Raw genomic sequence first — 24,090 nt, forward strand, 5'->3', positions numbered from 1 at the left:
TGAATGAGACCGTTTTCCCTGCATCCCTGCGCGCTGGCCGTGGCCAGCGTTATTTACGCTGTTACGCCAGATCCTGTGCTGGCGGAGACTTACTCATCCCTGCCCCCGCCACCCAGCCTGCAGACCAGCAGCAACGGTCAGCAATATATGCTGGAGCTGGTGATTAACCAGCAGGAGAACGGCAATATTGTGCCGGCAGAGCAGCGCGACGGTCATTTCTGGATTCGCAGTGGCGATTTGCAGCGTGCCGGCCTGCCAGCGGATAAGCTGGGCCAGCAGCCGCAGGTCGATGTCAGCAGCCTGCAACCCATCAAAGTGGAGTATGACGCTGCGCGACAGCGTCTGCTGCTGACCGTACCGCCTGAGTGGCTGCCCGGTCAGGTGATTGGCGAGGCGAAGAACGGACCGCGCTATCCGGGCCGTACCAGCAGCGGCGCGCTGATTAATTATGATCTTTACGCCAGCCGCACGGATAACAGTGGCTCCCGCCTGTCCGCCTGGAACGAACTGCGGCTGTTTGGTGATGCCGGTCATTTCTCCACTAACGGCGTCTGGCAACAGCAGCTGGAAGGCAGTACGACTTATCAGGATGATGGCTATATCCGCTACGACACCTGGTGGAGCAATGAAGATGAGAATGCGGCGGTAAGCTGGCGGGTCGGCGATCTGGTCACCGACTCGCTGGCCTGGAGCAGCAGCGTGCGGCTCGGTGGCATCCGCGTCGGTCGCGACTTCAGCGTCCGTCCCGATCTGGTGACCTATCCGCTGCCCGCCTTTTCCGGTCAGGCCGCCGTGCCTTCCACCGTCGATCTGTTTATTAATGGCTATCGCTCCAGCCAGGCGAACGTGCAGCCTGGCCCCTGGTCGATGACCAATGTGCCATTCGTTAACGGCGCGGGTGATGCCGTGATCACTACCACCGATGCGGTTGGCCGCCGTGTCACCACCACCATGCCGTTTTACGTCTCCAGTAACCTGCTGAAATCGGGGCTGTCGGACTACGCCTTCTCTGCCGGGGCAATCCGCGAAAACTACGGCATAAAGAACTTCGATTATGGTGAGGCAGCGGCCAGCGGCTCTTATCGTTACGGTATGACCGACTGGCTGACGCTGGAGAGCCACGCCGAAGGCAGCGAAACGCTGGCGATGGGCGGGCTGGGTGGTCAGCTGCGCGTCGGCAGCTGGGGCGTGGTCAACGGCGCGGTGGCGCAAAGTCAGCTCGATGGCGAGAGCGGCAGGCAATATAGCTGGGGATATCAGTACAACAACCGCTGGTTCAACATCGGCACTCAACAGACCCAGCGCAGCAGCGACTTCGGCAATCTGGCGCTGGTCGGCAGCCGTGCCGGTAGCCAGGCGGATAGCCGCTACGCACTCTCACGCCGCAGTGCTCAGTACAGCGCCAGCGTCTCGCTGAACCGCTTTGGCAGCGTCGGTGCCGCTTTCATCGACATCACTGACGGTCAGGGCGATCGCACCCGGCTGTGGAACCTCTCATGGAGTAAAAATCTGTGGGGTAACAGCAGTCTGTATGTCTCGGCCAGCCGCGATCAGCAGGAGAGAAGCTGGACCGGGGCGATTTCGCTGGTGATCCCGTTTGGCGAACAGGGCAGCGTTGCCCTCAGCAACGAACGCGACCAGCGTGGCCGCGACAGTCAGCGCGTTTATGCCTCACGCGCCATGCCCAGCGACGGCGGGTTCGCCTGGGATGCCTCCTGGGCGAATCAGAGCGGAGACAGCGGCGATTATCGTCAGGGCAGCCTGCGCTATCGCAACAACCAGATTGATACCTCGGCGGGCTTCTATGGCGATGATGATAACCTCACCCAGTGGGCCGATCTCTCGGGTGCGCTGGTGTTAATGGACAACAGCGTCTTTGCCGCTAACGAGATCAACGACGCCTTTGTGCTGGTGAAGACCAACTATCCCGACGTTAACGTGCGCTACGAGAATCAGTCGATGGGACGCACCAATCAACAGGGTTATCTGCTGGTGCCCGCCATCAGCAGCTACTACCCGGCCAAATATGATATCGACACCCTCGACCTGCCGGCAGATATGACCACGCCACGGGTTGAGCAACGCTTTGCGGTGAAACGCCAGAGCGGCTATCTGCTCAACTTCCCGGTGGAGAAACTGCGCTCAGCCAGCGTAATCCTGGTCGATGCGCAGGGCCAGCCGCTGCCGGTATCAAGCCTGGTGCAGCGTCCCGATCATCCCACCGAGTATGTCGGCTGGGATGGCATCGTCTGGATGGAAGATCTCACCGCCAGTAACCCGATGCAGGTGGTGACGCCCGATGGCCGCCAGTGCGAAACCGAACTGCGCATCGCCAGCGGTCAGCCGCAGGCGCTGAAAACTTACGGCCCCCTGACCTGTGCGTTGCCCGCCCCTGCCGCAGGCAGCGCCCCCTCTCCCGCTGAATCTTTTACGTCCGGAAACCGACCATGATGAAATCTGTGATACTGGCTGGCCTGCTACTCTTACTGCCGTCGCTGGGCTACGCCGCCTGCGCCCTGCCCGCATCGACCGCCAGTTTCGGTTCAGTCACAACCTTTGTGGCTAACACCACCGTCAGTTCCACCACCACCAATGCCAACGTCAACTGTGGCGCGGGCGCCGGGCTGTCGCTGCTGGGCAATAACCAGATCACCTTTCAGCTGACGGGCGCGACCAATAGCAACGGCACACGCGGTACGCTGAAACGCAGCGGTGATACCGGCAGCGATAATGTGCCGGTGCGGCTCTGCACCGACACGGCCTGCGCTACCGAACTGACGATTGGCGGCACGCCATTTGTCTATGGTTCGCAGACCCTGATCAACCTGGCGGGTTTGCTGGGCAGCCTTAACTTCGCCATCCCGGTTTATCTGCGCACCGTTCCCGGTCAGGTGGTCGCCGCCGGGACCTACCAGCTGACGCTGAATATGGCCGTGACTTATCGCATCTGCACCAGCGTTGCGATTGGCAATATCTGTTTAAGCGAGCAGAACGGCAGCGGTGTCATCCCGATTAATATCACCGCCATTCTTACCAATGACTGCACCACCATTACCGCGCCGAATATCAGCTTTGGCAGCGCGCCGCTGGTCGGCAGCTTCTCCGCCGTGTCACAGACCATCAACGTGTTGTGCAGCAAAGGCAGCACCTATACCGTCGGGCTGAGCAACGGCAGTTATCCGGTGGGCAGCGTCAGGAATATGGCGAGCGGCGCGAATCGGCTGAGCTATGAAATTTATAAAAGTACCACCAGCAATCGCTGGGGATCGGCAGGCACTGAACGCTGGAGCAGTACCACCTCGACGGCGGTATCCACGGATGGACTGACGCGCGGTTTTAACTACACCGCGCGCATCCTGACCACGCAGAACACGCCGCCAGCCGGAAACTACAGCGACAGCGTGGTGGTCGATTTGTCGTTTTAGAGTGAAGCACTGACCGGCGTGCCGCTGTGACGGGTCTGATACTGCTTCACCATCCGGCCAATCAGCAACGTGCCGATTAACCCACAGACTGCGGCAAAGGTCAGCCAGACGCCCGGCATCGCTTTGTCACCGGTGGCGTGAATCAGATAGCTGGAGATGGCAGGCGTAAAGCCGCCAAACAGCGCCGTCGCCAGGCTGTAAGCCATAGAGAAACCGGCGGCGCGCACTTCAGCAGGCATGATCTCCGCCAGATAGACCACCATCGCGCCGTTATAGCTGGCATAGAGAAACGACAGCCACAGTTCCGCTTCCAGCAGGTGAGCGAAGCTGGCCGATCCCACCAGCCAGTGCAGCACCGGCCAGGTGGTGACAATCATCAGCAGGGTAAAAATGATCAGCAGCGGACGGCGTCCGACGCGGTCCGACAACGCCCCCATCAGCGGCAGCCAGATGAGGTTTGAGACACCGACACAGAGCGTCACCAGGAACGCCTGCTTGTCACTCATCATCAACACCGTTTTACCAAAGGTCGGGGTAAAGGCGGTGATCATGTAGAACATTACCGTGGTGGTGACCACCATCAGCATCCCCGCCAGCACCAGCGCCCAGTTGCTGGCGACAGACCGCATGATTTCCGTCATGCTGGGATGATGTTTACGTTTGCTGAACGCCTCGGTCTCTTCCAGCATCCGGCGGATATAGAACAGGAACGGCACAATCAGACAGCCGATCACAAACGGGATACGCCAGCCCCACTCCGTCACCGCCTCTTTCGCCAGCAGATGATTCAGCATCAGACCCAGCAGAGCAGCAAAGATGACCGCAATCTGCTGGCTGCCCGACTGCCAGCTGACGAAAAAGCCTTTGCGTCCTTTGGGCGCGACTTCGGCCAGATAGACCGACACGCCACCCAGCTCCACGCCTGCCGAGAAGCCCTGCAACAGCCGTCCCAGCAGGATCAGAATCGGCGCTGCCACGCCCAGGGTGGCGTAGCCCGGCACCAGCGCGATAGTCAGGGTGCCCATCGCCATTAAGCCCAGCGTCAGCAACAGCCCTTTACGACGACCATGATGGTCGATGTAGGCACCGAGGATGATCGCCCCCAACGGGCGCATCAGGAAGCCGGCACCGAAAGTCATCAGGGTCAGCATCAGGGATGCAAACGGGTCATCGCCGGGAAAGAAGGTTTTTGAAATGGCAGTAGCGTAGTAGCCAAACACCATAAAATCGTACATCTCCAGGAAGTTACCACTGGTGACGGTGAAGATGGTTCGGGCGGCACTTTTCGGCGGCTTTTGTAAAGACGGGGTGTGACTCATAACGGCTTCCTGTTGTTTTTTAGCCGTTTTAGCCTGTCTGATGCGGGATTAATGTGACCTGGCTCACCATTGCACTTTACAAACCCATGTACATAAGTAACAACTAATTAACAAGTCAGTTCGAGGAGCATAAGTGATTACCCTGGCCCTGATTTGCCTGATTTTATAGGGCTGGAGAGCAGCCATAAAAAAAGGCGACCTGAACAGTCGCCTTTTTTTTGAACCGGATAACCCGCTATTTCTTCACGGTTTCCATGCCCATCAGACCAATTTTCAGATAGCCCGCCGTGCGCAGCTTATCCATCACGCTCATCAGCGTTTCATAATCGACTGACTTGTCCGCCTGGAAGAAAATGGTGGTCTCTTTATTGCCCTGGGTCTGGTTAGTCAGCACGTTAACCAGCGACTCCGGCGTGACCTGATCGTTACCGACGTAAAGCTGCTTATCCGCTTTAATCGACAGGTAAACCGGCTTTTCCGGACGCGGCTGCGGCGCGCTGGTTGAGGCGGGCAGATTGACGCGTACGTCGACCGTGGCCAGCGGCGCGGCCACCATAAAGATGATCAGCAGAACCAGCATGACGTCGATAAACGGCGTCACGTTGATCTCATGCATTTCACCATCCGTTTCCAGATCGTCGTTTAATCGCATTGCCATAAGAACTTACCCTAAGCGCAGTTTCTGAGCCGTCGCAGGACGCGGAACATCAGTTGCGACGGTGCCCAGATCGATATCACGGCTCTGCAGCAGCATCACCTGAGCGGCGACATCACCCAGTGAGGCTTTGTAGTTGGCGATCATGCGGGCAAAGACGTTGTAGATCACCACCGCCGGAATCGCAGCGATCAGGCCAATCGCGGTTGCCAGCAGCGCTTCGGCGATACCCGGTGCAACAACCGCCAGGTTCGTCGTCTGGGTTTTAGCGATGCCGATAAAGCTGTTCATGATGCCCCATACGGTGCCGAACAGGCCGATAAACGGCGCAACCGAACCGATGGTCGCCAGGAAGCCATTGCCCCGGCCTGCATAGCGGCTGAACGCAGCGACGCGGCGCTCAAGGCGGAAACTGGTGCGATCTTTAATCCCGTTGGTATCTTCCACGCCAGCCGACAGTTCGAGTTCATTCTGCGCATCATTCAGCAGCACCACACTGTGGCTGTGGCCGGTAAACGACTGGGCAATGCGGGCGGCGTCATTCAGATTGCGGGCTTCGCTCAGCGCCAGATGCTCGCGCTTCAGGCGGCGCTTAGCGGCGCTGAGTTCGGCGTATTTGCCGAAGAAGATCGCCCAGGTCACCACTGAGGCCAATAACAGGCCAATCATGACCACCTTTACCACGATATCGGCATGTTGATACATGCCCCAAACGGAGAGGTCCGTTTGCATCAAATCACTGGCTACCACGCTGCTTCTCCAACTTCTGATTCAGGGATGCGAGACAAGCGCGAATAATAGCAAAACGACGGCGAATTGATAGTAGTTCTCATTAGTATTTACAAAGCTGATCGACGCCATTTACCCGCAATTGACCAGGTTTAAACACTTTTGACAAGGATGTTTCGAAAATGTGAAGTTGCATGAAAATTTATTAAAACATCGTTTCAAAATGTGATGGCATTCATTCAATCAGCATTGCCGTATTTTACTGGCGCGCGTTTTCACTATGCTGGCTCCACACGGTTCTCTCCGGTTAGCCCCCGACGCCGGACGCCGTCCTACCTCAGCGGGAGACAAAATAATGAGAATGACGAAAACATGCCTGGCCAGTGCCCTGGCGGCGATGATGATGAGCGCCACCGCCACGGCACAGGTGATCAAAGTGGCTGAAGTCCAGCCTGCCGGTTATCCGACCGTGGTCGCCCTGCAGCACATGGGCGACAAACTCAAACAGGCTACCGATGGACGGCTGGAGATGAAGCTCTTCGCCGGTGGCGTGCTGGGGGACGAAGATCAGACGCTGCAACAGGTGCAGCTGGGCGCAATCGACATGATCCGTGTGTCGCTGGCGCCGGTCACCTCGATCGCCCCGGAAACCAGCGTGCTGACCCTGCCCTACATTTTCCGCGACATTGACCACATGCACAAAGTGCTGGATGGCGAGATAGGCCGCGAGATTGCCGACAAATTCGATAAAGATCCCAACGCCCGCATGGTGTTCCTGGGCTGGACCGATGCCGGTGAGCGCAACATGATCACCAAGAAGCCTCTGGCAAAACCGGAAGATCTGAAAGGCATGAAGATCCGGGTGCAGAACAGCGCCATCTCATTGGCGACGCTGAAAGCGATGGGCGCGAATCCGGTGGCGATGGGCGTCAGTGAAGTGTTCAGTGCGATGCAGACCGGCGTGGTCGATGGCACCGAGAACAACCCACCGACCTTTGTCGCCCATAACTATATGCCGGTGGCGAAGTACTACACCCTCAGCGGCCACTTTATCCAGCCAGAGATGATCCTGTTTTCAAAACGCGCCTGGGATCGCCTGAAACCTGAGGATCAGGCGCTGCTGAAGAAGCTCGGCAAAGAGGCGCAGGATGAGGAGCGCCAGCTCTGGGCGACCTATACCGAAGAGTCGATCGCCAAAATGAAGGCGGGTGGCGTCACCTTCCAGCAGACCGACCGCGACTACTTCGTCCAAGCGACCCAGCCGGTGCGCGATCAGTTTGGCGGCAAATATCAGGATCTGATGACCCGGATCGCTGAGGTGAAATAACCCTTCCGCGCCACACTGCCGTGTGGCGTGCTTAATCAGGTATCAATTATGGCCGCTTATACACGTCTGATGGATGGGCTCTATCTGCTGTGCATGCTGATTGCCGCCGTGGCACTGATGATTATGGTGACGGTGATCCCGATCGGGATCTTCGCCCGCTACGTGATGAACGGCGCGCTCTCCTGGCCGGAACCGGTGGCCATTATCTGCATGATCATTTTTACGTTTATTGGCGCACCGGTCGGACTGCGGGCCGGAACGCATATCTGCGTTTCCATGGTCACCGATCGCCTGTCACCCGCCCGGCAGCGCCTGATGCTGCGCGTCAGCGATCTGCTGATGATCATCACCTGTCTGGTGATCTTTCAGGCCAGTTACAGCCTGTGCGAAGCGATGTGGGTGCAGACGCTCGCTTCATTACCGGCAGTGACTTACGGTGAGATGTATCTGCCGATCCCGATTGGCGCGATCTTCACCCTGCTGTTTGTTGTTGAGCGATTGCTGACCGGCGATCAGAGCCAGCGGCCGATTGTCACGCTGGGCGGCACCCACTAACGCGGAGCAGAAAAATGGATGCATTGATCTTGATAGGCAGTTTGCTGGTGTTGCTGATGGTGGGTTTTCCGGTCGCCTTTGCGGTGGGGCTGAGCGCCTTTATTGGCGCCTGGTGGATCGATCTGCCGCTGGAAGCGGTGGTGATTCAGGTGACCAACGGCATTAACAAATTTTCGCTGCTGACTATCCCGTTCTTTATTCTCGCGGGTGCGATTATGGCGGAGGGGGGGATTGCCCGGCGGCTGGTCAACTTCGCCTATATCTTTGTTGGTTTTATCCGCGGTGGCCTGTCGCTGGTGAACATTGTCGCCTCAACCTTCTTCGGCGCGATTTCCGGTTCATCGGTGGCGGATACCGCCTCGATTGGCTCGGTGATGATTCCGCAGATGGAGGAGAAAGGCTATCCGCGTGATTTCGCTGCCGCAGTAACGGCGAGCGGCTCAGTGCAGGCGGTGCTGACGCCACCCAGCCACAACTCGGTGATCTATTCGCTGGCGACCGGTGGGCTGGTAACTATCTCTTCCCTGTTCGTGGCGGGTATCCTGCCTGGCCTGATGCTGGGTGGCTGCCTGATGGTAATGTGCCTCGGCTTTGCCCATAAACGCGGCTATCCCAAAGGGGAACGTATTCCGTTTCGTCAGGCGCTGAAAATCTTCTTCGACGCGTTCTGGGGCCTGTTTACCGTGGTGATTATTATGGGTGGCATTCTCTCCGGTATTTTTACCGCCTCGGAGTCCGCCGCGATTGCCTGTATCTGGGCCTTTTTCGTCACCATGTTTATTTATCGCGACTTTAAATGGAACCAGCTGCATATCCTGCTGTTCCGCACCATTAAGACTGTCACCATCGTGATGGTGCTGATCGCCTTTGCCGCTGGATTTGGCGCAGTGATGACCTTCATGCAACTGCCAACGATTATCACCGAGGCATTCACCAGCCTCTCCGATAACAAATATGTGATCCTGATGTGTATCAACATCCTGCTGCTGGTGGTGGGGACGCTGATGGATATGGCGCCGCTGATCCTGATCCTGACGCCGGTGCTGTTGCCGGTCGCCACCGCGCTTGGCGTCGATCCGGTTCACTTTGGCATGATCATGCTGACCAACCTCGGGATCGGCCTGATCACCCCGCCGGTCGGTACGGTACTGTTTGTCGCCAGTGCGGTCAGTAAGCAGAAAATCGAGCAGGTGGTGAGTGCCATGCTGCCGTTTTACGGCATGCTGTTTATCGTGCTGATGCTGATTACCTATATTCCCGCCATCTCCCTCTGGTTACCGCGCCTGATGGGCGTGATGTAGCGTCGGCAAAATCGGGTCCGGTGGCGGACCCGATTTTCATCCTGCGAAGCACTCTGATAATCACCATTGAGTCTCAACCCTGCTGGTCGTTTCGTGGTAACGTGAGGGCTTAGTCAGAAGCGGCAAAGGCGACTCATGACCACCAGAAAAATTGATACCACGCTCGTCAGTGCAGGACGCAGCAAGCGTTATACCCAGGGCTCGGTGAACAGTGTGATTCAACGGGCCTCCTCGCTGGTTTTTGATACGGTCGCGGAGAAGAAACGCGCCACCGCCGGTCGGGCAAAAGGCGAACTCTTTTATGGCCGTCGTGGCACCCTGACGCACTTTGCACTGCAGGATGCGATGACGGAGCTGGAAGGCGGCGCAGGCTGTGTGCTCTACCCCTGCGGCGCGGCTGCCGTGGCGAACGCGATTCTGGCGTTTGTCGAGGCGGGCGACCACGTGCTGATGAGTGGCGCAGTCTATGAACCGACCCAGGATTTCTGTACTAAAATCCTGACTAAGCTGCAGGTTTCAACGGGCTGGTTCGATCACTGCATCGGCAGTGAAATCGGTGAGCTGGTGCAGCCCAATACCCGGGTCGTTTTCCTGGAATCACCGGCCTCTATCACGATGGAAGTTCAGGATATTCCGGCGATTGTGGCGGCGGTTCGCGCCAAAGCGCCCGAGGCGATCATCATGATCGACAACACCTGGGCGGCCGGTATTTTATTTGATGCGCTGGCGCACGGCATCGATATTTCGATTCAGGCGGGCACCAAATATCTGATTGGTCACAGCGATGCGATGATCGGCACGGCGGTCGCCAATGCGCGCTGTATCGATCAGCTGCGCGAGAACTCCTATCTGATGGGTCAGATGGTCGATGCCGATACCGCCTACATGGCGAGTCGGGGTCTGCGCACGCTGGGCACCCGTCTGCGTCAGCATGAAGAGAGCGCGATTCAGGTGGCAGAGTGGCTGGCCGCGCGTCCCGAAGTGGCGCGGGTTAATCACCCTGCGCTGGCGCAGAGCAAAGGTCATCAGTTCTGGCAGCGTGATTTTAACGGCAGCAGCGGCCTGTTCTCTTTTATCCTGCAGGAAAAACTCAGCGCGCCCCAGCTGGCGGAATATCTCGATCACTTCCATCATTTCAGCATGGCTTACTCCTGGGGCGGCTATGAATCGCTGATTCTGGCGAATCAGCCGGAAGAGCTGGCCGCGATTCGTCCGGCGGGTGGAGTCGACTTCACCGGTACGCTGGTGCGGCTGCATATTGGTCTGGAGCACGTTGACGATCTGCTGGCTGACCTGGACGCCGGTTTTGCGCGCCTGACGCGTTAATAAACTCAGGCAAAAGATAAACAGACGCTAAACAGAAGATAAACCGGGTAGCGGCCACCCGCAGAGTTTGCCGGGCTGCTGCTCATTTATTGTTAAAATTTATCCCAGACCGTTCAGGTCATCAGTGAGGTCGCTGCATTTATTGCGCAGCGCCGCGACCGATTGCCTGAATGCAGACGGATAGTTCCTTGTGACGTGATGGAATAGCAAATGGGTGTTTTACACGAGATTGTCCACGCGCTCTGGCATCAGGATTTTGCCGCGCTGGCAAATCCGGATGTGGTGTGGGTGGTGTACGGCGTGATGTTCCTGACGCTGTTTCTGGAAAATGGGCTGTTACCCGCCTCTTTCCTGCCGGGCGATAGCCTGCTGCTGCTGGCGGGTGCGATGGTGGCAAAAGGGGTGATGGATTTTGTGCCGACGATGGTGATCCTCACCACCGCCGCCAGTCTGGGCTGCTGGCTGAGCTATCTGCAGGGTCGCTGGCTGGGGAATACCCGGCTGGTGAAGAGCTGGCTGATGCATCTGCCCGCACAGTATCACCAGCGTGCCTGGAATATGTTTAACCGTCACGGCCTGATGGCGCTGCTGGTCGGCCGTTTTCTGGCCTTCATCCGGACGATTCTGCCAACCATGGCGGGCATTGCGGGCTTACAGAATGGTCGCTTTCAGCTGTTCAACTGGCTCAGCGGCGTGCTGTGGGTCGGCATCGTCGTGACGTTTGGCTATGGCATCAGCCAGGTGCCGTTCATCAAGCGTCATGAAGATCAGGTGATGGCGATCCTGATGATACTGCCGATGGTGTTGCTGTTTCTCGGGCTGTTCGGCAGCATTCTGGTTATCTGGAAAAAGCGTCGGCAGAAACAGGCCTGACGTCAGCGCGTAGCATCAGGATCCGCCGCCACTCAGGCGGACGGATCCGCTACCGTCTGCCGCACACGATTCACCTCTTCCCCTGGCGTCACGCCAAAATAGCGCTTAAATTCCCGCGAAAACTGTGAAGGACTTTCATAGCCAACCCGCACCGCCGCCGCACTCGCTTTCAGTCCATCGTGCAGCATCAGCAATCGCGCCTGATGCAGGCGATATCGCTTGAGATACTGCAGGGGCGACGTCTGCGTGACCGCTTTAAAGTTGTGATGAAAGGCTGAAACGCTCATGTTCACTTCCGCCGCCAGCGCATCGACGCTGAGGTTTTCCGCATAGTGATTCTCAATCCGTCGCAGGGCACGCGCGATCAGGCTGAATTGCGTCTGTCGGCTCACCAGTGAGAGCAGCGCACCACCAATCGGGCCAGTCAGCACGTAGTAGATAATCTCCCGCACGATGTGCGGCCCCAGCACCCGCGCATCGCGCGGCTGGGTCATCACATCAAGCAGCCGCTCAGCGGCACACAGCATCGGTTCCGTCAGCCACGCCGAGTGGATCCCCGAGGTCTGCGGCTGGGGCTGGAACTGATCGTCATCGCCGATTTCAATCAGCAGATCCTGCAGGCTGGCGGTATCGACATTAAGGCACAGCCCGGCAATCGGCACATCTGGCGAGGCCCAGGTTTCGCACTCCACCGGCAGCGGCACCGTGAGCATCAGGTACTTGCTGGCGTCATACTGAAACACGGTGCTGCCGAGATAGCCGGTTTTGCTGCCCTGAAACAGGATCACAATGCCGGGCTGATACATCATCGGCGTACGGGGACGATATTGATTAGCGTAAATCAGCGACACATTTTCGACCGGACAAAGGCGGTCGTGACCATGGGTCATTAATGTGACGACCTGCTGCGCCAGCCGGTGACACAGGGCATCGTGCGCCATAGCGACTCCTTTTACGGGCAAAAAGCCAGTGTGCCGTGCGAATGCCTGAATCACCAGCAGCCTGGAGAATCAGGCAAGAAATTTACCGGATCGGGCATGCGGCAGAACCGCTGTTGTTGCCTCAGCTAAGCAGGCTGAGAATTGTTGGCTAGACTTAAGCACAGTGAAATCTCACGGATTAACCGCAACGGAAAGGAGCAACTATGGCAGACCAACCCATTATCAAACTGCGCGATGGCAATATGATGCCGCAACTCGGACTCGGCGTGTGGCAGGCCAGCATTGAAGATGCACGTCATGCGGTGCTGAAAGCGCTGGAGGTCGGCTATCGCTCAATCGATACCGCCGCCGCCTATAAGAATGAAGAGGCGATTGGCCAGGCACTGCAGGAAACTGACGTGCCGCGTGAAGAGATTTTCGTGACCACCAAACTCTGGAACGACGATCAGCAGAACGTTCAGCAGGCGATGGAAACCAGCCTGGAGAAACTGAAACTGGAGCAGGTTGATCTCTATCTGATGCACTGGCCGTGCCCGGAAAAAGACAATTATGTCGATGCCTGGAAGAAGATGATTGAACTGCAGCAGCAGGGGCTGACTAAAAGTATCGGCGTCTGTAACTTCCATGAGGCGCATCTGAAGCGACTGCTGGATGAAACCGGTGTCACGCCGGTGGTGAACCAGATTGAGCTGCACCCGATGCTACAGCAGCGCACGCTGCATGCGTGGAACGCACTGCATCAGATCCAGACCGAATCCTGGAGTCCGCTGGCGCAGGGCGGCAAAGGGGTCTTCGATCAGGAGATCATCAAGTCGCTGGCGAAGAAATATGGCAAGACGCCGGCACAGATCGTAATCCGCTGGCATCTGGATAGCGGCCTGGTGGTGATTCCGAAGTCGGTCACACCAGCCCGCATTGAAGAGAACTTTAAGGTGTTCGACTTCCGTCTGGACAAGCATGAAGTGAGCGATATTGCGAAGCTGGACAGCGGCAATCGTCTGGGGCCGGATCCGGAAACCTTTAACTAAGGCTGGGCGTCACCAGGTGACCTCACCTTATCTGCCCTGCGGCTGGGGCAGCTAACGATTAACGCGGTCAGACGGGCTCTCCCTGCCTGACCGCGCTGTTATGCGCTGGGCTGCACCACCAGCTGACCGGCAGTACCGCGGTCGGCCAGTTCCAGCGTCTGACTGTAGTAGACGAACGGGAAGTGATCTGACGAACTTTGCGGGAAAGTGACCATCAGTTCCACGCTGCCATCGACCCACACCGTATCTTTCCAGCCACGATCTTCGCCCATCGGCTGTGCACCATTCACACTTTTAATCAGGAACATCACGCCCTGGATATGCAGCGACTGTGGCCGGTCAGCATGCAGGATCCAGCGCTCAAAGGTGCCCTGCTGTGCCGTGGTGTCAATGCGGCTCATATCCCAGATCGCGCCGTTAATGCCCGGCATGCTGTCACCGATGCGGAATTCACGGGTGCGCACCGCCACGCCATCCAGAATCTGATCGGCCAGCAGCCGCATCGGCAGATTATCCGTCACCAGCGGCAGCAAGCCGGTTGGCCGCAGCGTCAGGATCAGGGTTGACGTCAGAATGGAGGATGGCTCAAAGAAGCCGCGCAGCCGATCCATAATGCCCGCCGCCGTACCTGCGGTAATCGACACTTCATCGCCCTGCGACATATCCACCAGCACTTCGCGGCGTTCGCCTGGCGCCAGTGACAGGCGCTGCACCGCGACCGGCGCAGGCAGATAGCCCTGATCGCTGGCGATGACCATAAACGGGCGATTGTCGCTGAGCACCATCTCATAGCGGCGCGCATTCGAGGCGTTCAGCAGACGCAGACGCACCCAGCCGCGTGATACCTCCACAAACGGATTGCGTACGCCATTCACCAGCAGCGTGTCGCCCAGGAAACCACCATCCTGCGGCGGGTCATAGACCGGCGTGGCAAAGTTATCGAGCCGCTTGTCCTGAATGATAATCGGGAAGTCATCGACGCCGTAATGCTTCGGCAACGGCAGCTGCCTGCCAATATCATCTTCCACCAGCCACATCCCGGCCAGTCCGTTATAGATGTGCGGAGCCATGCGGTTCGGCGTGTTGGCGTGATACCAGCAGGTTGAGGCCGCCTGACGAATCGGCAGCACCGGCGACCAGTCGACACCGGCTGACATCATACGCGGCGCGCCACCCATCAGCGCGCCCGGCAACTGCAGGCCGCTGATAGTCATGGAGACCGGCTCGTTCAGACGGTTGCTGTAGATCAGCTTAACGTCGTCGCCGCTGTAAACCCGGACGGTCGGGCCAAGATAGAGGCCATTAATGCCCCACACCGGCACTTTGTTGTTGTCGCCATTAAAAGACCAGTGGCTGCGCTGCATTGTCAGGAACAGCGGCTGGCCGCGACGGGATTCCAGCAACGGCGGAACCGGAAGTGGCGTATCGCCATTAGCTGAAGAAGCGGCACGCGCCGCATGAGGTAGTACACTGGCGCTAAGCGCCGCTCCGGCAGAAAGCTGGATGAACTGACGTCTGCTGAAAGACATAAAACTTCTGACCCTTTACGCGTGGCGCTAGGCGCCGACCCTGTTTTTATTGATCTGTTTTTGCTGTGCTGCGTTCACGGCGGGCGGACGTACCCCGCCGTGCGGCATCCCTGCAGGATAGTTCGGCGAATGGTTCGCCGGTCAGATATTTCCGTTTTTTTCGCGTTCTGCGACTTCGGCGTTCAGCTCTTCCAGCTTTGCCGCCATCAGTTCGCGACAGTGGGTCGCCAGCTTACGCACCGACGACGACTCGAAAGCCTTTACATCAATCGGTGGCAGCATCTCAACGATTACCAGCCCGTTTTTCCAGCGATTGAGGTTGATCTTGCCATGCGTGTTAGAGACCACAATCGGAATGATTGGCACACCCGCCGCCACTGCGGCGTGAAAGGCACCGGTTTTAAACGGCAGCAGGCCGCGGCCACGACTGCGCGTCCCTTCCGGGAACATCCAGATGGAGATGCGCTTACTGTTAAACTCATCCACCAGCTGACCGATAGTGCCGCGTGCTTTTGCACGGTCATCGCGATCGATCAGCAGGTTACCGGTCAGCCAGTAGAGCAGGCCAAAAAACGGCACCCACAACAGGCTCTTCTTGCCCACCGTCACCGTACAGGGCTGCACCATTTTAGCCGCGGTGACCATGTCATAGTTGTTCTGATGGTTCGCGATGTAGATCGCATTACCATAATTTTCAGCACCTTTCGGTCTGCGCAGTTCTACTTTAAGGCCAAATACCGTCGACAGTTTGCCGAACAGATGGCCAAATGTGGCGACATGACGCGGATTACGCGGTGAAAACAGACACCAGATACAGCCAGATATACAGACTAAGATCGAATAGATGACCACAATAATGGCACGCAGAATCAGTAACATAGTTCCCTCATTGAGCCACGGCTGACGCGGTGTCAGCCGGGTAGTTTACGCTTCGCTATCCGGGCTCGCCGGACGCGCAGGCGCATCCAGTTCAACACGATCAATTTTTTGCAGGCCGCGCGGTAACAGCGTACCGCGACGTCCGCGATCGGCGCGGAATTTTTGTAGCTCTTCACTGCGCAGCAGCATTTTACGCTTGCCTACGTGCAGCGTGATAGCGCTGCCCGGCGGTAAAATCATCAGCCAGGCCAGTTTGTCCTGACCGGCGGCCGCTTCCGCGGATGGAATTGAGATGATTTTGTTGCCCTTGCCTTTCGACATCTGCGGCAGCTCCCCGACCGGGAACATCAGCATCCGTCCCGCCTGGGTGATCGCCAGCAGCATGTCATCTTCATGATGGACGGCCATCGGCGTCATCACACGGGCATTTTCCGGCAGCGTCAGCAGCGCTTTACCGGCGCGGTTGCGCGACACCAGATCGCTGAAGGTACAGATAAAGCCGTAACCCGCATCAGAGGCCATCAGCAGGCGCTGATCATCCGGCTCCATCAGCACCTGTTCAACTACCGCACCCGGCGGTGGCGTCAGCTTGCCGGTCAGCGGCTCGCCCTGCCCGCGCGCGGAAGGCAGCGACGTCGGATCCAGAGTGTAGCTGCGGCCGGTGGAGTCGATAAAGGCCACCGGCTGATTGCTCTTGCCGCGTGCTGCAGCCAGATAGCTGTCGCCCGCTTTGTAGCTGAGTCCGGCTGGATCGATATCGTGGCCTTTGGCGCTGCGCACCCAGCCCATCTGCGACAGCACAATGGTCACCGGTTCAGACGGCACCAGCTCGGTTTCGCTCAGGGCTTTGGCTTCTTCACGCTCACGCAGCGGCGAGCGACGATCGTCGCCGTAGCTGGCGCTGTCAGCCTGTAACTCTTTTTTCAGCAGGGTGTTCATCTTGCGTTCAGAGGCCAGCGTGGCCTGCAGCTGATCGCGCTCTTTTTCCAGCTCCGCCTGCTCGCCACGGATCTTCATCTCTTCCAGTTTTGCCAGGTGGCGCAACTTCAGTTCGAGGATCGATTCGGCCTGGGTTTCGCTGATGCCAAAGCGTGACATCAGGACCGGCTTAGGCTCATCCTCAGTACGGATGATCTCGATCACTTCATCGATGTTCAGGAACGCAACCAGCAAACCTTCCAGGATATGCAGGCGGCGCAGCACGCGATCCAGGCGGTGATTCAGACGACGTTTGACCGTATCGCGGCGGAACACCAGCCATTCGGTCAGGATCTCATGCAGATTTTTCACCGCCGGGCGGTTATCCAGCCCGATCATGTTGAGGTTAACGCGGTAGCTCTTTTCCAGATCGGTGGTGGCGAACAGATGGTTCATCACCTGATCGAGATCGACGCGGTTGGAGCGCGGAACGATCACCAGGCGGGTCGGGTTCTCGTGATCCGATTCATCACGCAGATCCTCCACCATCGGCAGCTTTTTATTGCGCATCTGGTTCGCAATCTGCTCCAGCACGCGCGCGCCCGACACCTGATGCGGCAGCGCGGTAATCACCGCCTCGCCCTCTTCCTTCTTCCAGACTGCACGCTGGCGAATCGAGCCGCGACCGGTCTGATAGATTTTGCGGATCTCGTCACGCGGCGTGATGATCTCCGCCTCTGTAGGATAATCAGGCCCCTGGACAATATCCAGCAGCTGTTCCAGCGTGGTTTTCGGCGAGTCGATCAGTGCGATGGCGGCCTGAGCCACTTCGCGCAGGTTGTGCGGCGGAATATCGGTCGCCATACCCACGGCAATCCCGGTGGTGCCGTTCAGCAGAATATTGGGCAGGCGCGCCGGTAACATCTTCGGCTCCTGCAGCGTGCCATCAAAGTTCGGCTGATAATCGACCGTCCCCTGACCCAGCTCACCCAGCAGCAGCTCGGCATATTTTGACAGGCGGGATTCGGTGTAACGCATCGCCGCGAACGACTTGGGATCATCCGGTGCCCCCCAGTTACCCTGGCCATCGACCAGCGGATAACGGTAGGAGAACGGCTGCGCCATCAGCACCATCGCTTCATAACAGGCGCTGTCGCCGTGCGGATGGTATTTACCCAGCACGTCACCTACGGTACGCGCCGATTTTTTGAATTTTGCGCTGGCGCTAAGTCCCAGTTCGGACATGGCGTAGACGATACGTCGCTGAACCGGCTTTAATCCGTCGCCAATGTAAGGCAGGGCGCGGTCCATGATGACGTACATCGAATAGTTTAAGTACGCATTCTCGGTGAATGTGTGCAGGGCAAGACGCTCTGCACCATCCTGAGTCAGTTCACTCATTAATTTCTCATCCTCACATCGTGGCCCACAACGGCGGGACACCCGGCGGTGGTTTGGCGAGGATAGTACCTTATTCGCTGGTGTTAGTCACAGGGGAAGCGCGGGAGAGCAGGCGTCCCGCCGCGCGATTTTATGTGCCGGAGGCACGCCGGATTCAGACCGGCAAGTGTCTGACCTCTCTGTGGAAGTGGCTCAGGGCTTTGCGCCCATCCACTGGCGGGCAATGTCACGATATTCGCCGGTGGCTGTGCTGAGATGCAGCCACTGATCGACATAGAGCTTCCAGCTGATATCGTCGCGCGGAATCATGTAAGCCTTCTCGCCATACTGCAGCGGTTTGTCGGGATTGATCGCACAGAGCGTCGGGTAATGCTGCTGCTGAAAACGCGCTTCAGAGGCATCGGTGATCATCACATCCGCCTTGTTGTCCACCAGTTGCCGGAAGATGGTGACGTTATCGTGGAACAGCGTCAGTGAGGCCTTTGGCAGGTGGCTGTGCACAAAGGCTTCGTTGGTGCCGCCTGCCGGTTCAATCAGCCGCACGTCAGGCCGGTTGAGCTGTTCGATGGTCTGGAAGCGATCTTTATCGCTGCAGCGCACCAGCGGGATTTTGCCATCCACATCCAGCGGCCGGGCGAACCAGGCGGTCTGCTGACGTTTCAGCGTGACGGAGACGCCGCCGACGGCGATATCACACTGCTTTGCCAGAAAATCGGGCATCAGGTTTTTCCAGCTGGTTGGCACCCACTCCACTTTCGCGCCGAGCGAGGTAGCCAGCGCGTTCGCCATGCTGATATCCAGCCCTTCATACTGACCATCGGGTCGCAGGTAGCTGTAAGGCTTGTAATCACCGGTGGTGCAGACCTTAAGCGTTTTAGAACTGAGGATGGTGTCGAGATGAGATTGTGCCTGGACAGCATTGCTGGCCAGCAGCAAAGCGAAGACTATTTTTTTCATTTTGCGTTTTTCTTTAATTGTTTTCATGGTGAGTTTGCCTGCCGATGGTGCCATAAACCGGCGCATTGTTGCTTCCACAGCAAAAGTGTTGTGATCAACCTCCCATTTTTCTGCGACCGTAGCGCGCGTAAGCTAAGCGCCATATTCAGGAAATGAGGCAAACTATTCATGAGCAAGATTTTAATTATCGATGGCGGCAAAACCTTTGCCCACTCTAAAGGCGAACTGAACCACACGCTGACCGACGTTGCGGCCAGCCAGTTGCGTGACATGGGGCATGAGGTGTCTGTGACCCTGGCTGACAGCGACTACGTGGTCGCCGATGAAGTGCAGAAATATGTCGATAGCGATGTGGTGATTTATCAGATGCCAGGCTGGTGGATGGGCGAGCCGTGGACCGTGAAGCGTTATATCGATGAAGTCTTTACCGAAGGCCACGGCTCGCTCTACGCCAGCGATGGCCGTACCCGTTCTGATGCGGCAAAGAAATATGGTTCCGGCGGTCTGCTGCAGGGCAAAAAATATATGCTGTCGCTGACATGGAATGCGCCGCTGCAGGCCTTTACCGACCCGGAGCAGTTCTTTGAAGGTGTCGGCGTTGACGGTCTTTATCTGCACTTCCACAAAGCCAACCAGTTCCTGGGCATGGAAGCGCTGCCGACCTTTATCTGCAACGATGTGATTAAAGCGCCGGACGTGCCACGCGATATTGCCGCTTATCGGACCCATCTTAGTCGCGTTTTTGCGTAAGATGGCTGGGGGATACCCCCCTATTTTCCCATGAAAGAGGAATTCGCGAATGTTAACAGTCGTTGCTGAAATTTGTGTCAAACCCGGTCGCCGTCAGGCTGTGCTGGATGCGGTGAAAAAACTGATCCCGCTGGTTTTAGAAGAAGATGGCTGCCATCAGTATGACGCGCTGCTGGACCATCAGGCGCAGGTGCCGTGGAAGCAGAACTCGCCGGACTCCATTTTTATGCTGGAACAGTGGGAAACGCTGCGTCATCTGGAGCAGCATCAGCAGATGCCGCACATGGATGCGCATCGCGCCATCATTAAAGATGATGTGGTGGATGTGAAGATTCTGGTGCTGGAACCCAGCGCCTGATTCGTGCTGAAGGCTTAACCCCTTTTCGGTAAAAGGGGTCAAGGCTGCTGACAACCTCAAACCTGAGTGCCTCTGGCAGCAATGAATTAGCTCAACGCGAAGGGAACACGGTCAGAAGAGGAAAGCGTCCCGCGCCAGGGATGGCGCGGGTAGAGCGACCAGGGACTGGCTTGAGCGCCTTTCCGATCTGACCGTGTTCCCTGTGCAAGCACAATCTCACAGCGAATCCGGCCAGACTTGCCAGCATCTCCAAACCCCTGCCCTATGACAGGGGTTTTTTATTATGGCAGGAGAGATCATAGCAGCTGACGCCGATCAATCTCGGTGCGGAGAAAATCCAGAAAGCAGCCGATGCGCGAAGAGAGCGTGGTGTTGCGGTAATAGACCGCATGCACCGGCAACCGCAGCTCGCGGGTTTCAGCGGGGAGAACCGGCACCAGCCGGCCTGCCGCGCAATCTTCCCGGCTGACAAAGTCGGAGAGGCGTGCGATCCCCTGTCCTGCCAGCGCCAGTTGCCGGATGGTTTCGCCGCTGGAGGCAGAGATTGTGGGCTTAATGCGCATGAAATCGCCATCAGGCTGCCAGATCGGCCAGACGTTGTGCGCCTCAAGATGGCTGAAGCCGATGATTTGATGCTGCGCGAGATCGGCCACGCTCTGCGGGGTGCCCGCTTTCGCCAGATAGGCCGGACTGGCCATCAGCCGGATCGCACTGCTGCCAAGCATCCGGGCGCGCAGCGTAGAGTCGCGCAGTTCGCCGATGCGAATGGCAATATCCGTTTGCTGCTCCAGCAGATCGATCAGGATATCGTCGGTATTCAGTTCAAGCTGGATCAGGGGATAGCGGGCGCGGAAATCGTCCACCAGCGGCACAATCACATGCAGCATAAAAGGGGTGGCGGCGTTTACCCGCAGCCGCCCTGACGGCATCTCGCGCCGCAGGGCTATCTGCTCTTCGGCCTGCTCAACCGAGGCCAGGATCTGTCGCGCATGCTCCAGAAAAACCTGTCCCTCTTCGGTCAGCGCCAGCCGTCGGGTGGTGCGATGCAGCAGGGTGGTCTGCAGCTTGCTCTCCAGCCGGGACAACGCCCGGCTGATGCCCGAACTGGTCTGCGCCAGCTGGGATGCCGCCGCGGTAATGGAACCGCTGTCCACCACCGCCACCCAGGCGCGTAATTCTTCCAGGGTAATTTTCACAAGGATTACTGTCTCTGCTCTGAATCTGCCGGGTTCTCCGGGGATGTGCTGGCTGAAGCACAAAGAGAACAGGACGCTTTCGCGTCCTGTTTTTTTACACTTCGATATCGGCCTTGTCGCCTTTTTCCTGCAACCAGTTACGCCGGTCTTCGGAACGTTTCTTCGCCAGCAGCATATCCATCATGCGCAGCGTCTGATCGATATCCTCTTCACTAATGGTCAGCTGTACCAGACGGCGGGTATTCGGATCCAGCGTCGTTTCGCGCAGCTGTAAGGGGTTCATCTCGCCCAGCCCTTTAAAGCGCTGAACGTTAGGTTTGCCCTTTTTGCGTTTCAGCTGCTCCAGCACGCCCTCTTTCTCATCTTCATCCAGCGCGTAGTAGACCTCTTTTCCGAGATCGATACGGTAGAGCGGCGGCATGGCAACGTAGACGTGTCCGTTTCTGACCAGTGAACGGAAATGTTTCACGAACAGGGCACACAGCAGCGTGGCGATGTGCAGACCATCCGAGTCCGCATCCGCCAGAATGCAGATCTTGCCGTAGCGCAGCTGTGAAAGATCTTCGCTGTCGGGATCGATGCCGATCGCCACGGAAATATCATGCACTTCCTGCGACGCCAGCACCTCATCGGAAGAGACTTCCCAGGTGTTAAGGATCTTGCCCTTAAGCGGCATGATCGCCTGATATTCACGATCGCGCGCCTGCTTGGCCGAGCCGCCTGCCGAGTCCCCTTCGACCAGGAACAGTTCTGTTTTATTCAGATCCTGCGCGGTGCAGTCCGCCAGCTTGCCCGGCAGCGCCGGACCGCTGGTGAGCTTTTTACGCACCACTTTTTTGGCTGCCCGCATACGTCGCTGGGCGCTGGAGATCGCCAGCTCAGCCAGCTGCTCTGCGATCTGGATATTCTGGTTCAGCCACAGGCTGAAGGCATCTTTTACCACGCCAGAGACAAAGGCTGCGCACTGACGTGAAGAGAGGCGCTCTTTGGTCTGCCCGGCGAACTGCGGATCCTGCATTTTTACCGACAGCACATAGGCGCAGCGATCCCAGATATCTTCAGCGGAGAGCTTCACGCCACGCGGCAGAATGTTGCGGTATTCGCAGAACTCGCGCATCGCATCCAGCAGCCCCTGACGCAGGCCGTTGACGTGAGTCCCGCCCTGCATGGTCGGGATCAGGTTAACGTAGCTTTCAGTTAACAGCTCGCCGCCTTCCGGCAGCCACAACAGCGCCCAGTCAACCGCTTCCACATCGCCAGCAAAGCTGCCGACAAACGGTTTTTCCGGCAGCGTCGGTAAGCCATTCACCGCTTCGCACAGGTAGTCAGTCAGGCCATCTTCGTAGCACCAGGTCTGTTCGGTATTGTTCAGCTTGTCTTTAAAGACAATCTCAACGCCAGGACAGAGCACCGCTTTGGCTTTCAGCAGATGTGATAAGCGTGACACCGAAAAACGTGGGCTGTCGAAGAAGCTTTCATCGGGCCAGAAATGGACGCGCGTGCCGGTGTTGCGTTTAGCCACCGTGCCGGTAACCGTGAGATCCTGGACTTTGTCGCCGTTCTCAAACGCCATGTCATAGATTTCGCCATTACGGCGCACCGTGACTTCGACGCGTTTTGACAGGGCGTTAACCACCGAGATACCGACGCCGTGCAGGCCGCCCGAGAACTGATAGTTTTTATTGGAGAACTTGCCGCCCGCGTGCAGACGACACAGGATCAGCTCGACGGCAGGCACGCCCTCTTCCGGGTGAATATCCACCGGCATGCCGCGGCCATCATCAATAACTTCCAGCGACTGGTCAGCGTGCAGAATCACTTCAACCCGCTTCGCGTGGCCGCCCAGCGCCTCATCGACGCTGTTATCAATCACTTCCTGACCCAAATGGTTGGGTCGCGTCGTATCGGTGTACATCCCCGGGCGACGGCGAACAGGCTCAAGGCCAGTCAGGACCTCAATGGCATCCGCGTTATAGTTAGATTGACTCATCGTAAATGTCTGATTAGAAGGGTGAAATGGGGTGCGATTTCCGCATTACTCAGGGATGATTCAGACCGAGAAAGTCCAGAATCTGCAGGAAATGGCGCTCGAATCCAGTAAATGCATGATTTCCGCCCTCTTCTACCGTGTGACGGCACGCGCTGTAATAGTCGAGCGCCTGACGGTAATCGAGAACTTCATCGCCGGTCTGTTGCAGCAGCCAGAGTAAATCGGGCGCTTCCAGCGGTTCAATCTGCATTACTTTCAGATCGTAAATGTGGCGTGACTCTAACACATATTGCTGGCCGGTGTAGGGATTCTGATTTTCGCCCAGGAAATCCGCCAGCAGCTCAAAAGGCCGCACCGCAGGATTGACGACCACAGCAGGCAGCATAAAGCATTGCGACAGCCAGGTAGCGTAATAACCGCCCAGCGACGAGCCCACCAGCCCCAGCGTTTCGCCGCTGCGGCTCAGTACCAGATCTTCCAGCATTGCGGCGGCATCGGCCGGAAACGTCGGCAGCTGGGGCACGATCATTTCGATCTCCGGATGCTGCGCCTCTAACCATTGCCGGAACTGCGTCGCCTTAGCCGACTGCGGCGAGCTGTTAAAACCGTGCAGATAGAGTAATGCCGCCACGC

The 24,090-nt window shown here is 57.7% G+C and carries 21 protein-coding genes; 10 read left to right on the top strand and 11 right to left on the bottom strand.

Annotation, left to right across the window (positions count from 1 at the left end):
- Positions 1–3: 3 nt before the first annotated feature.
- Together ACMGGP_RS14880 and ACMGGP_RS14885 are read left to right on the top strand one after the other, a co-directional pair.
- Positions 4–2,451: a fimbria/pilus outer membrane usher protein gene (locus ACMGGP_RS14880; RefSeq protein WP_498798594.1), complete on the top strand. Its 2,448-nt coding sequence runs from the start codon at positions 4–6 to the stop codon at positions 2,449–2,451.
- Positions 2,448–3,425, top strand: a complete 978-nt coding sequence (locus ACMGGP_RS14885) for a Csu type fimbrial protein (protein ID WP_010249011.1) — start codon at positions 2,448–2,450, stop codon at positions 3,423–3,425. Before ACMGGP_RS14880 ends, ACMGGP_RS14885 begins: the two co-directional genes overlap by 4 nt.
- Here ACMGGP_RS14885 and ACMGGP_RS14890 read toward each other — a convergent pair.
- From ACMGGP_RS14890 to exbB, 3 genes are all read right to left on the bottom strand, one after another.
- Complete coding sequence (locus ACMGGP_RS14890) at positions 3,422–4,744, bottom strand: MFS transporter (protein WP_010671115.1); 1,323 nt, start codon at positions 4,742–4,744, stop codon at positions 3,422–3,424. The two genes, ACMGGP_RS14885 and ACMGGP_RS14890, sit on opposite strands and share 4 nt — an antisense overlap.
- Positions 4,745–4,979: 235 nt before the next feature.
- Positions 4,980–5,402, bottom strand: coding sequence for a TonB system transport protein ExbD (exbD, locus tag ACMGGP_RS14895; protein ID WP_010249013.1), 423 nt, complete (start codon positions 5,400–5,402; stop codon positions 4,980–4,982).
- Between the two features lie 6 nt (positions 5,403–5,408).
- The gene (gene exbB, locus ACMGGP_RS14900) at positions 5,409–6,131 is read right to left on the bottom strand and encodes a tol-pal system-associated acyl-CoA thioesterase (RefSeq protein ID WP_010249014.1); all 723 of its coding nucleotides are present in this window, start codon (positions 6,129–6,131) and stop codon (positions 5,409–5,411) included.
- Between the two features lie 352 nt (positions 6,132–6,483).
- Here exbB and ACMGGP_RS14905 point away from each other — a divergent pair, with 352 nt between their 5' ends.
- The 5 genes from ACMGGP_RS14905 to ACMGGP_RS14925 all read left to right on the top strand — a co-directional run bounded on the left by ACMGGP_RS14905 (position 6,484) and on the right by ACMGGP_RS14925 (position 11,510).
- A complete protein-coding gene (locus tag ACMGGP_RS14905; protein WP_167430416.1) occupies positions 6,484–7,455 on the top strand; it encodes a TRAP transporter substrate-binding protein in 972 nt (323 codons plus the stop codon).
- 48 nt (positions 7,456–7,503) lie between these two features.
- Positions 7,504–8,010 carry a TRAP transporter small permease gene (locus tag ACMGGP_RS14910; protein WP_010671117.1) on the top strand — a complete coding sequence of 169 codons (507 nt, stop codon included), beginning with the start codon at positions 7,504–7,506 and terminating at the stop codon, positions 8,008–8,010.
- A gap of 14 nt (positions 8,011–8,024) precedes the next feature.
- Positions 8,025–9,311, top strand: coding sequence for a TRAP transporter large permease (locus ACMGGP_RS14915; RefSeq protein WP_430018912.1), 1,287 nt, complete (start codon positions 8,025–8,027; stop codon positions 9,309–9,311).
- A 135-nt stretch (positions 9,312–9,446) separates the two neighbouring features.
- The gene (gene metC / locus ACMGGP_RS14920; RefSeq protein ID WP_010671119.1) at positions 9,447–10,637 is read left to right on the top strand and encodes a cystathionine beta-lyase; all 1,191 of its coding nucleotides are present in this window, start codon (positions 9,447–9,449) and stop codon (positions 10,635–10,637) included.
- 210 nt (positions 10,638–10,847) lie between these two features.
- Positions 10,848–11,510: a DedA family protein gene (locus ACMGGP_RS14925; RefSeq protein WP_010249020.1), complete on the top strand. Its 663-nt coding sequence runs from the start codon at positions 10,848–10,850 to the stop codon at positions 11,508–11,510.
- Positions 11,511–11,542: 32 nt separating this feature from the next.
- Here ACMGGP_RS14925 and ACMGGP_RS14930 read toward each other — a convergent pair whose 3' ends face one another.
- Complete coding sequence (locus tag ACMGGP_RS14930) at positions 11,543–12,451, bottom strand: AraC family transcriptional regulator (RefSeq protein ID WP_498798595.1); 909 nt, start codon at positions 12,449–12,451, stop codon at positions 11,543–11,545.
- A gap of 203 nt (positions 12,452–12,654) precedes the next feature.
- Here ACMGGP_RS14930 and dkgA point away from each other — a divergent pair, with 203 nt between their 5' ends.
- Entirely contained in the window at positions 12,655–13,479 is an 825-nt protein-coding gene (gene dkgA, locus ACMGGP_RS14935; protein WP_010249022.1) for a 2,5-didehydrogluconate reductase DkgA, read from the top strand.
- 98 nt (positions 13,480–13,577) lie between these two features.
- Here the strand turns inward: dkgA and ftsP are convergent, their stop codons facing one another.
- The 4 genes from ftsP to ACMGGP_RS14955 all read right to left on the bottom strand — a co-directional run bounded on the left by ftsP (position 13,578) and on the right by ACMGGP_RS14955 (position 19,190).
- Positions 13,578–15,008: a cell division protein FtsP gene (ftsP, locus tag ACMGGP_RS14940; RefSeq protein ID WP_010249023.1), complete on the bottom strand. Its 1,431-nt coding sequence runs from the start codon at positions 15,006–15,008 to the stop codon at positions 13,578–13,580.
- Between the two features lie 141 nt (positions 15,009–15,149).
- Positions 15,150–15,887 carry a 1-acylglycerol-3-phosphate O-acyltransferase gene (locus ACMGGP_RS14945; protein ID WP_064689996.1) on the bottom strand — a complete coding sequence of 246 codons (738 nt, stop codon included), beginning with the start codon at positions 15,885–15,887 and terminating at the stop codon, positions 15,150–15,152.
- Between the two features lie 45 nt (positions 15,888–15,932).
- Complete coding sequence (gene parC, locus ACMGGP_RS14950; protein WP_010671122.1) at positions 15,933–18,206, bottom strand: DNA topoisomerase IV subunit A; 2,274 nt, start codon at positions 18,204–18,206, stop codon at positions 15,933–15,935.
- Positions 18,207–18,398: 192 nt separating this feature from the next.
- Positions 18,399–19,190 (bottom strand): transporter substrate-binding domain-containing protein, encoded by a 792-nt coding sequence (locus tag ACMGGP_RS14955; protein WP_234305611.1) that lies wholly within the window; start codon positions 19,188–19,190, stop codon positions 18,399–18,401.
- 141 nt (positions 19,191–19,331) lie between these two features.
- On the opposite strand from ACMGGP_RS14955, the gene ACMGGP_RS14960 reads away from it, so the two are divergent.
- Positions 19,332–19,913 carry an NAD(P)H-dependent oxidoreductase gene (locus ACMGGP_RS14960; protein WP_010249028.1) on the top strand — a complete coding sequence of 194 codons (582 nt, stop codon included), beginning with the start codon at positions 19,332–19,334 and terminating at the stop codon, positions 19,911–19,913.
- Positions 19,914–19,962: 49 nt separating this feature from the next.
- A complete protein-coding gene (locus ACMGGP_RS14965; protein ID WP_031590861.1) occupies positions 19,963–20,271 on the top strand; it encodes a putative quinol monooxygenase in 309 nt (102 codons plus the stop codon).
- A gap of 296 nt (positions 20,272–20,567) precedes the next feature.
- Here the strand turns inward: ACMGGP_RS14965 and ACMGGP_RS14970 are convergent, their stop codons facing one another.
- From ACMGGP_RS14970 to yqiA, 3 genes are all read right to left on the bottom strand, one after another.
- Entirely contained in the window at positions 20,568–21,467 is a 900-nt protein-coding gene (locus ACMGGP_RS14970) for a LysR substrate-binding domain-containing protein (RefSeq protein ID WP_010671124.1), read from the bottom strand.
- A 94-nt stretch (positions 21,468–21,561) separates the two neighbouring features.
- Positions 21,562–23,457 carry a DNA topoisomerase IV subunit B gene (gene parE / locus ACMGGP_RS14975; RefSeq protein ID WP_010249031.1) on the bottom strand — a complete coding sequence of 632 codons (1,896 nt, stop codon included), beginning with the start codon at positions 23,455–23,457 and terminating at the stop codon, positions 21,562–21,564.
- Positions 23,458–23,506: 49 nt separating this feature from the next.
- Positions 23,507–24,088 carry an esterase YqiA gene (yqiA, locus tag ACMGGP_RS14980; RefSeq protein ID WP_022623881.1) on the bottom strand — a complete coding sequence of 194 codons (582 nt, stop codon included), beginning with the start codon at positions 24,086–24,088 and terminating at the stop codon, positions 23,507–23,509.
- Between the last annotated feature and the right edge of the window lie 2 nt (positions 24,089–24,090).

It is taken from the genome of Curtobacterium sp. BNK-1 (assembly GCF_048685235.1).
GTDB lineage: Bacteria > Pseudomonadota > Gammaproteobacteria > Enterobacterales > Enterobacteriaceae > Pantoea > Pantoea agglomerans.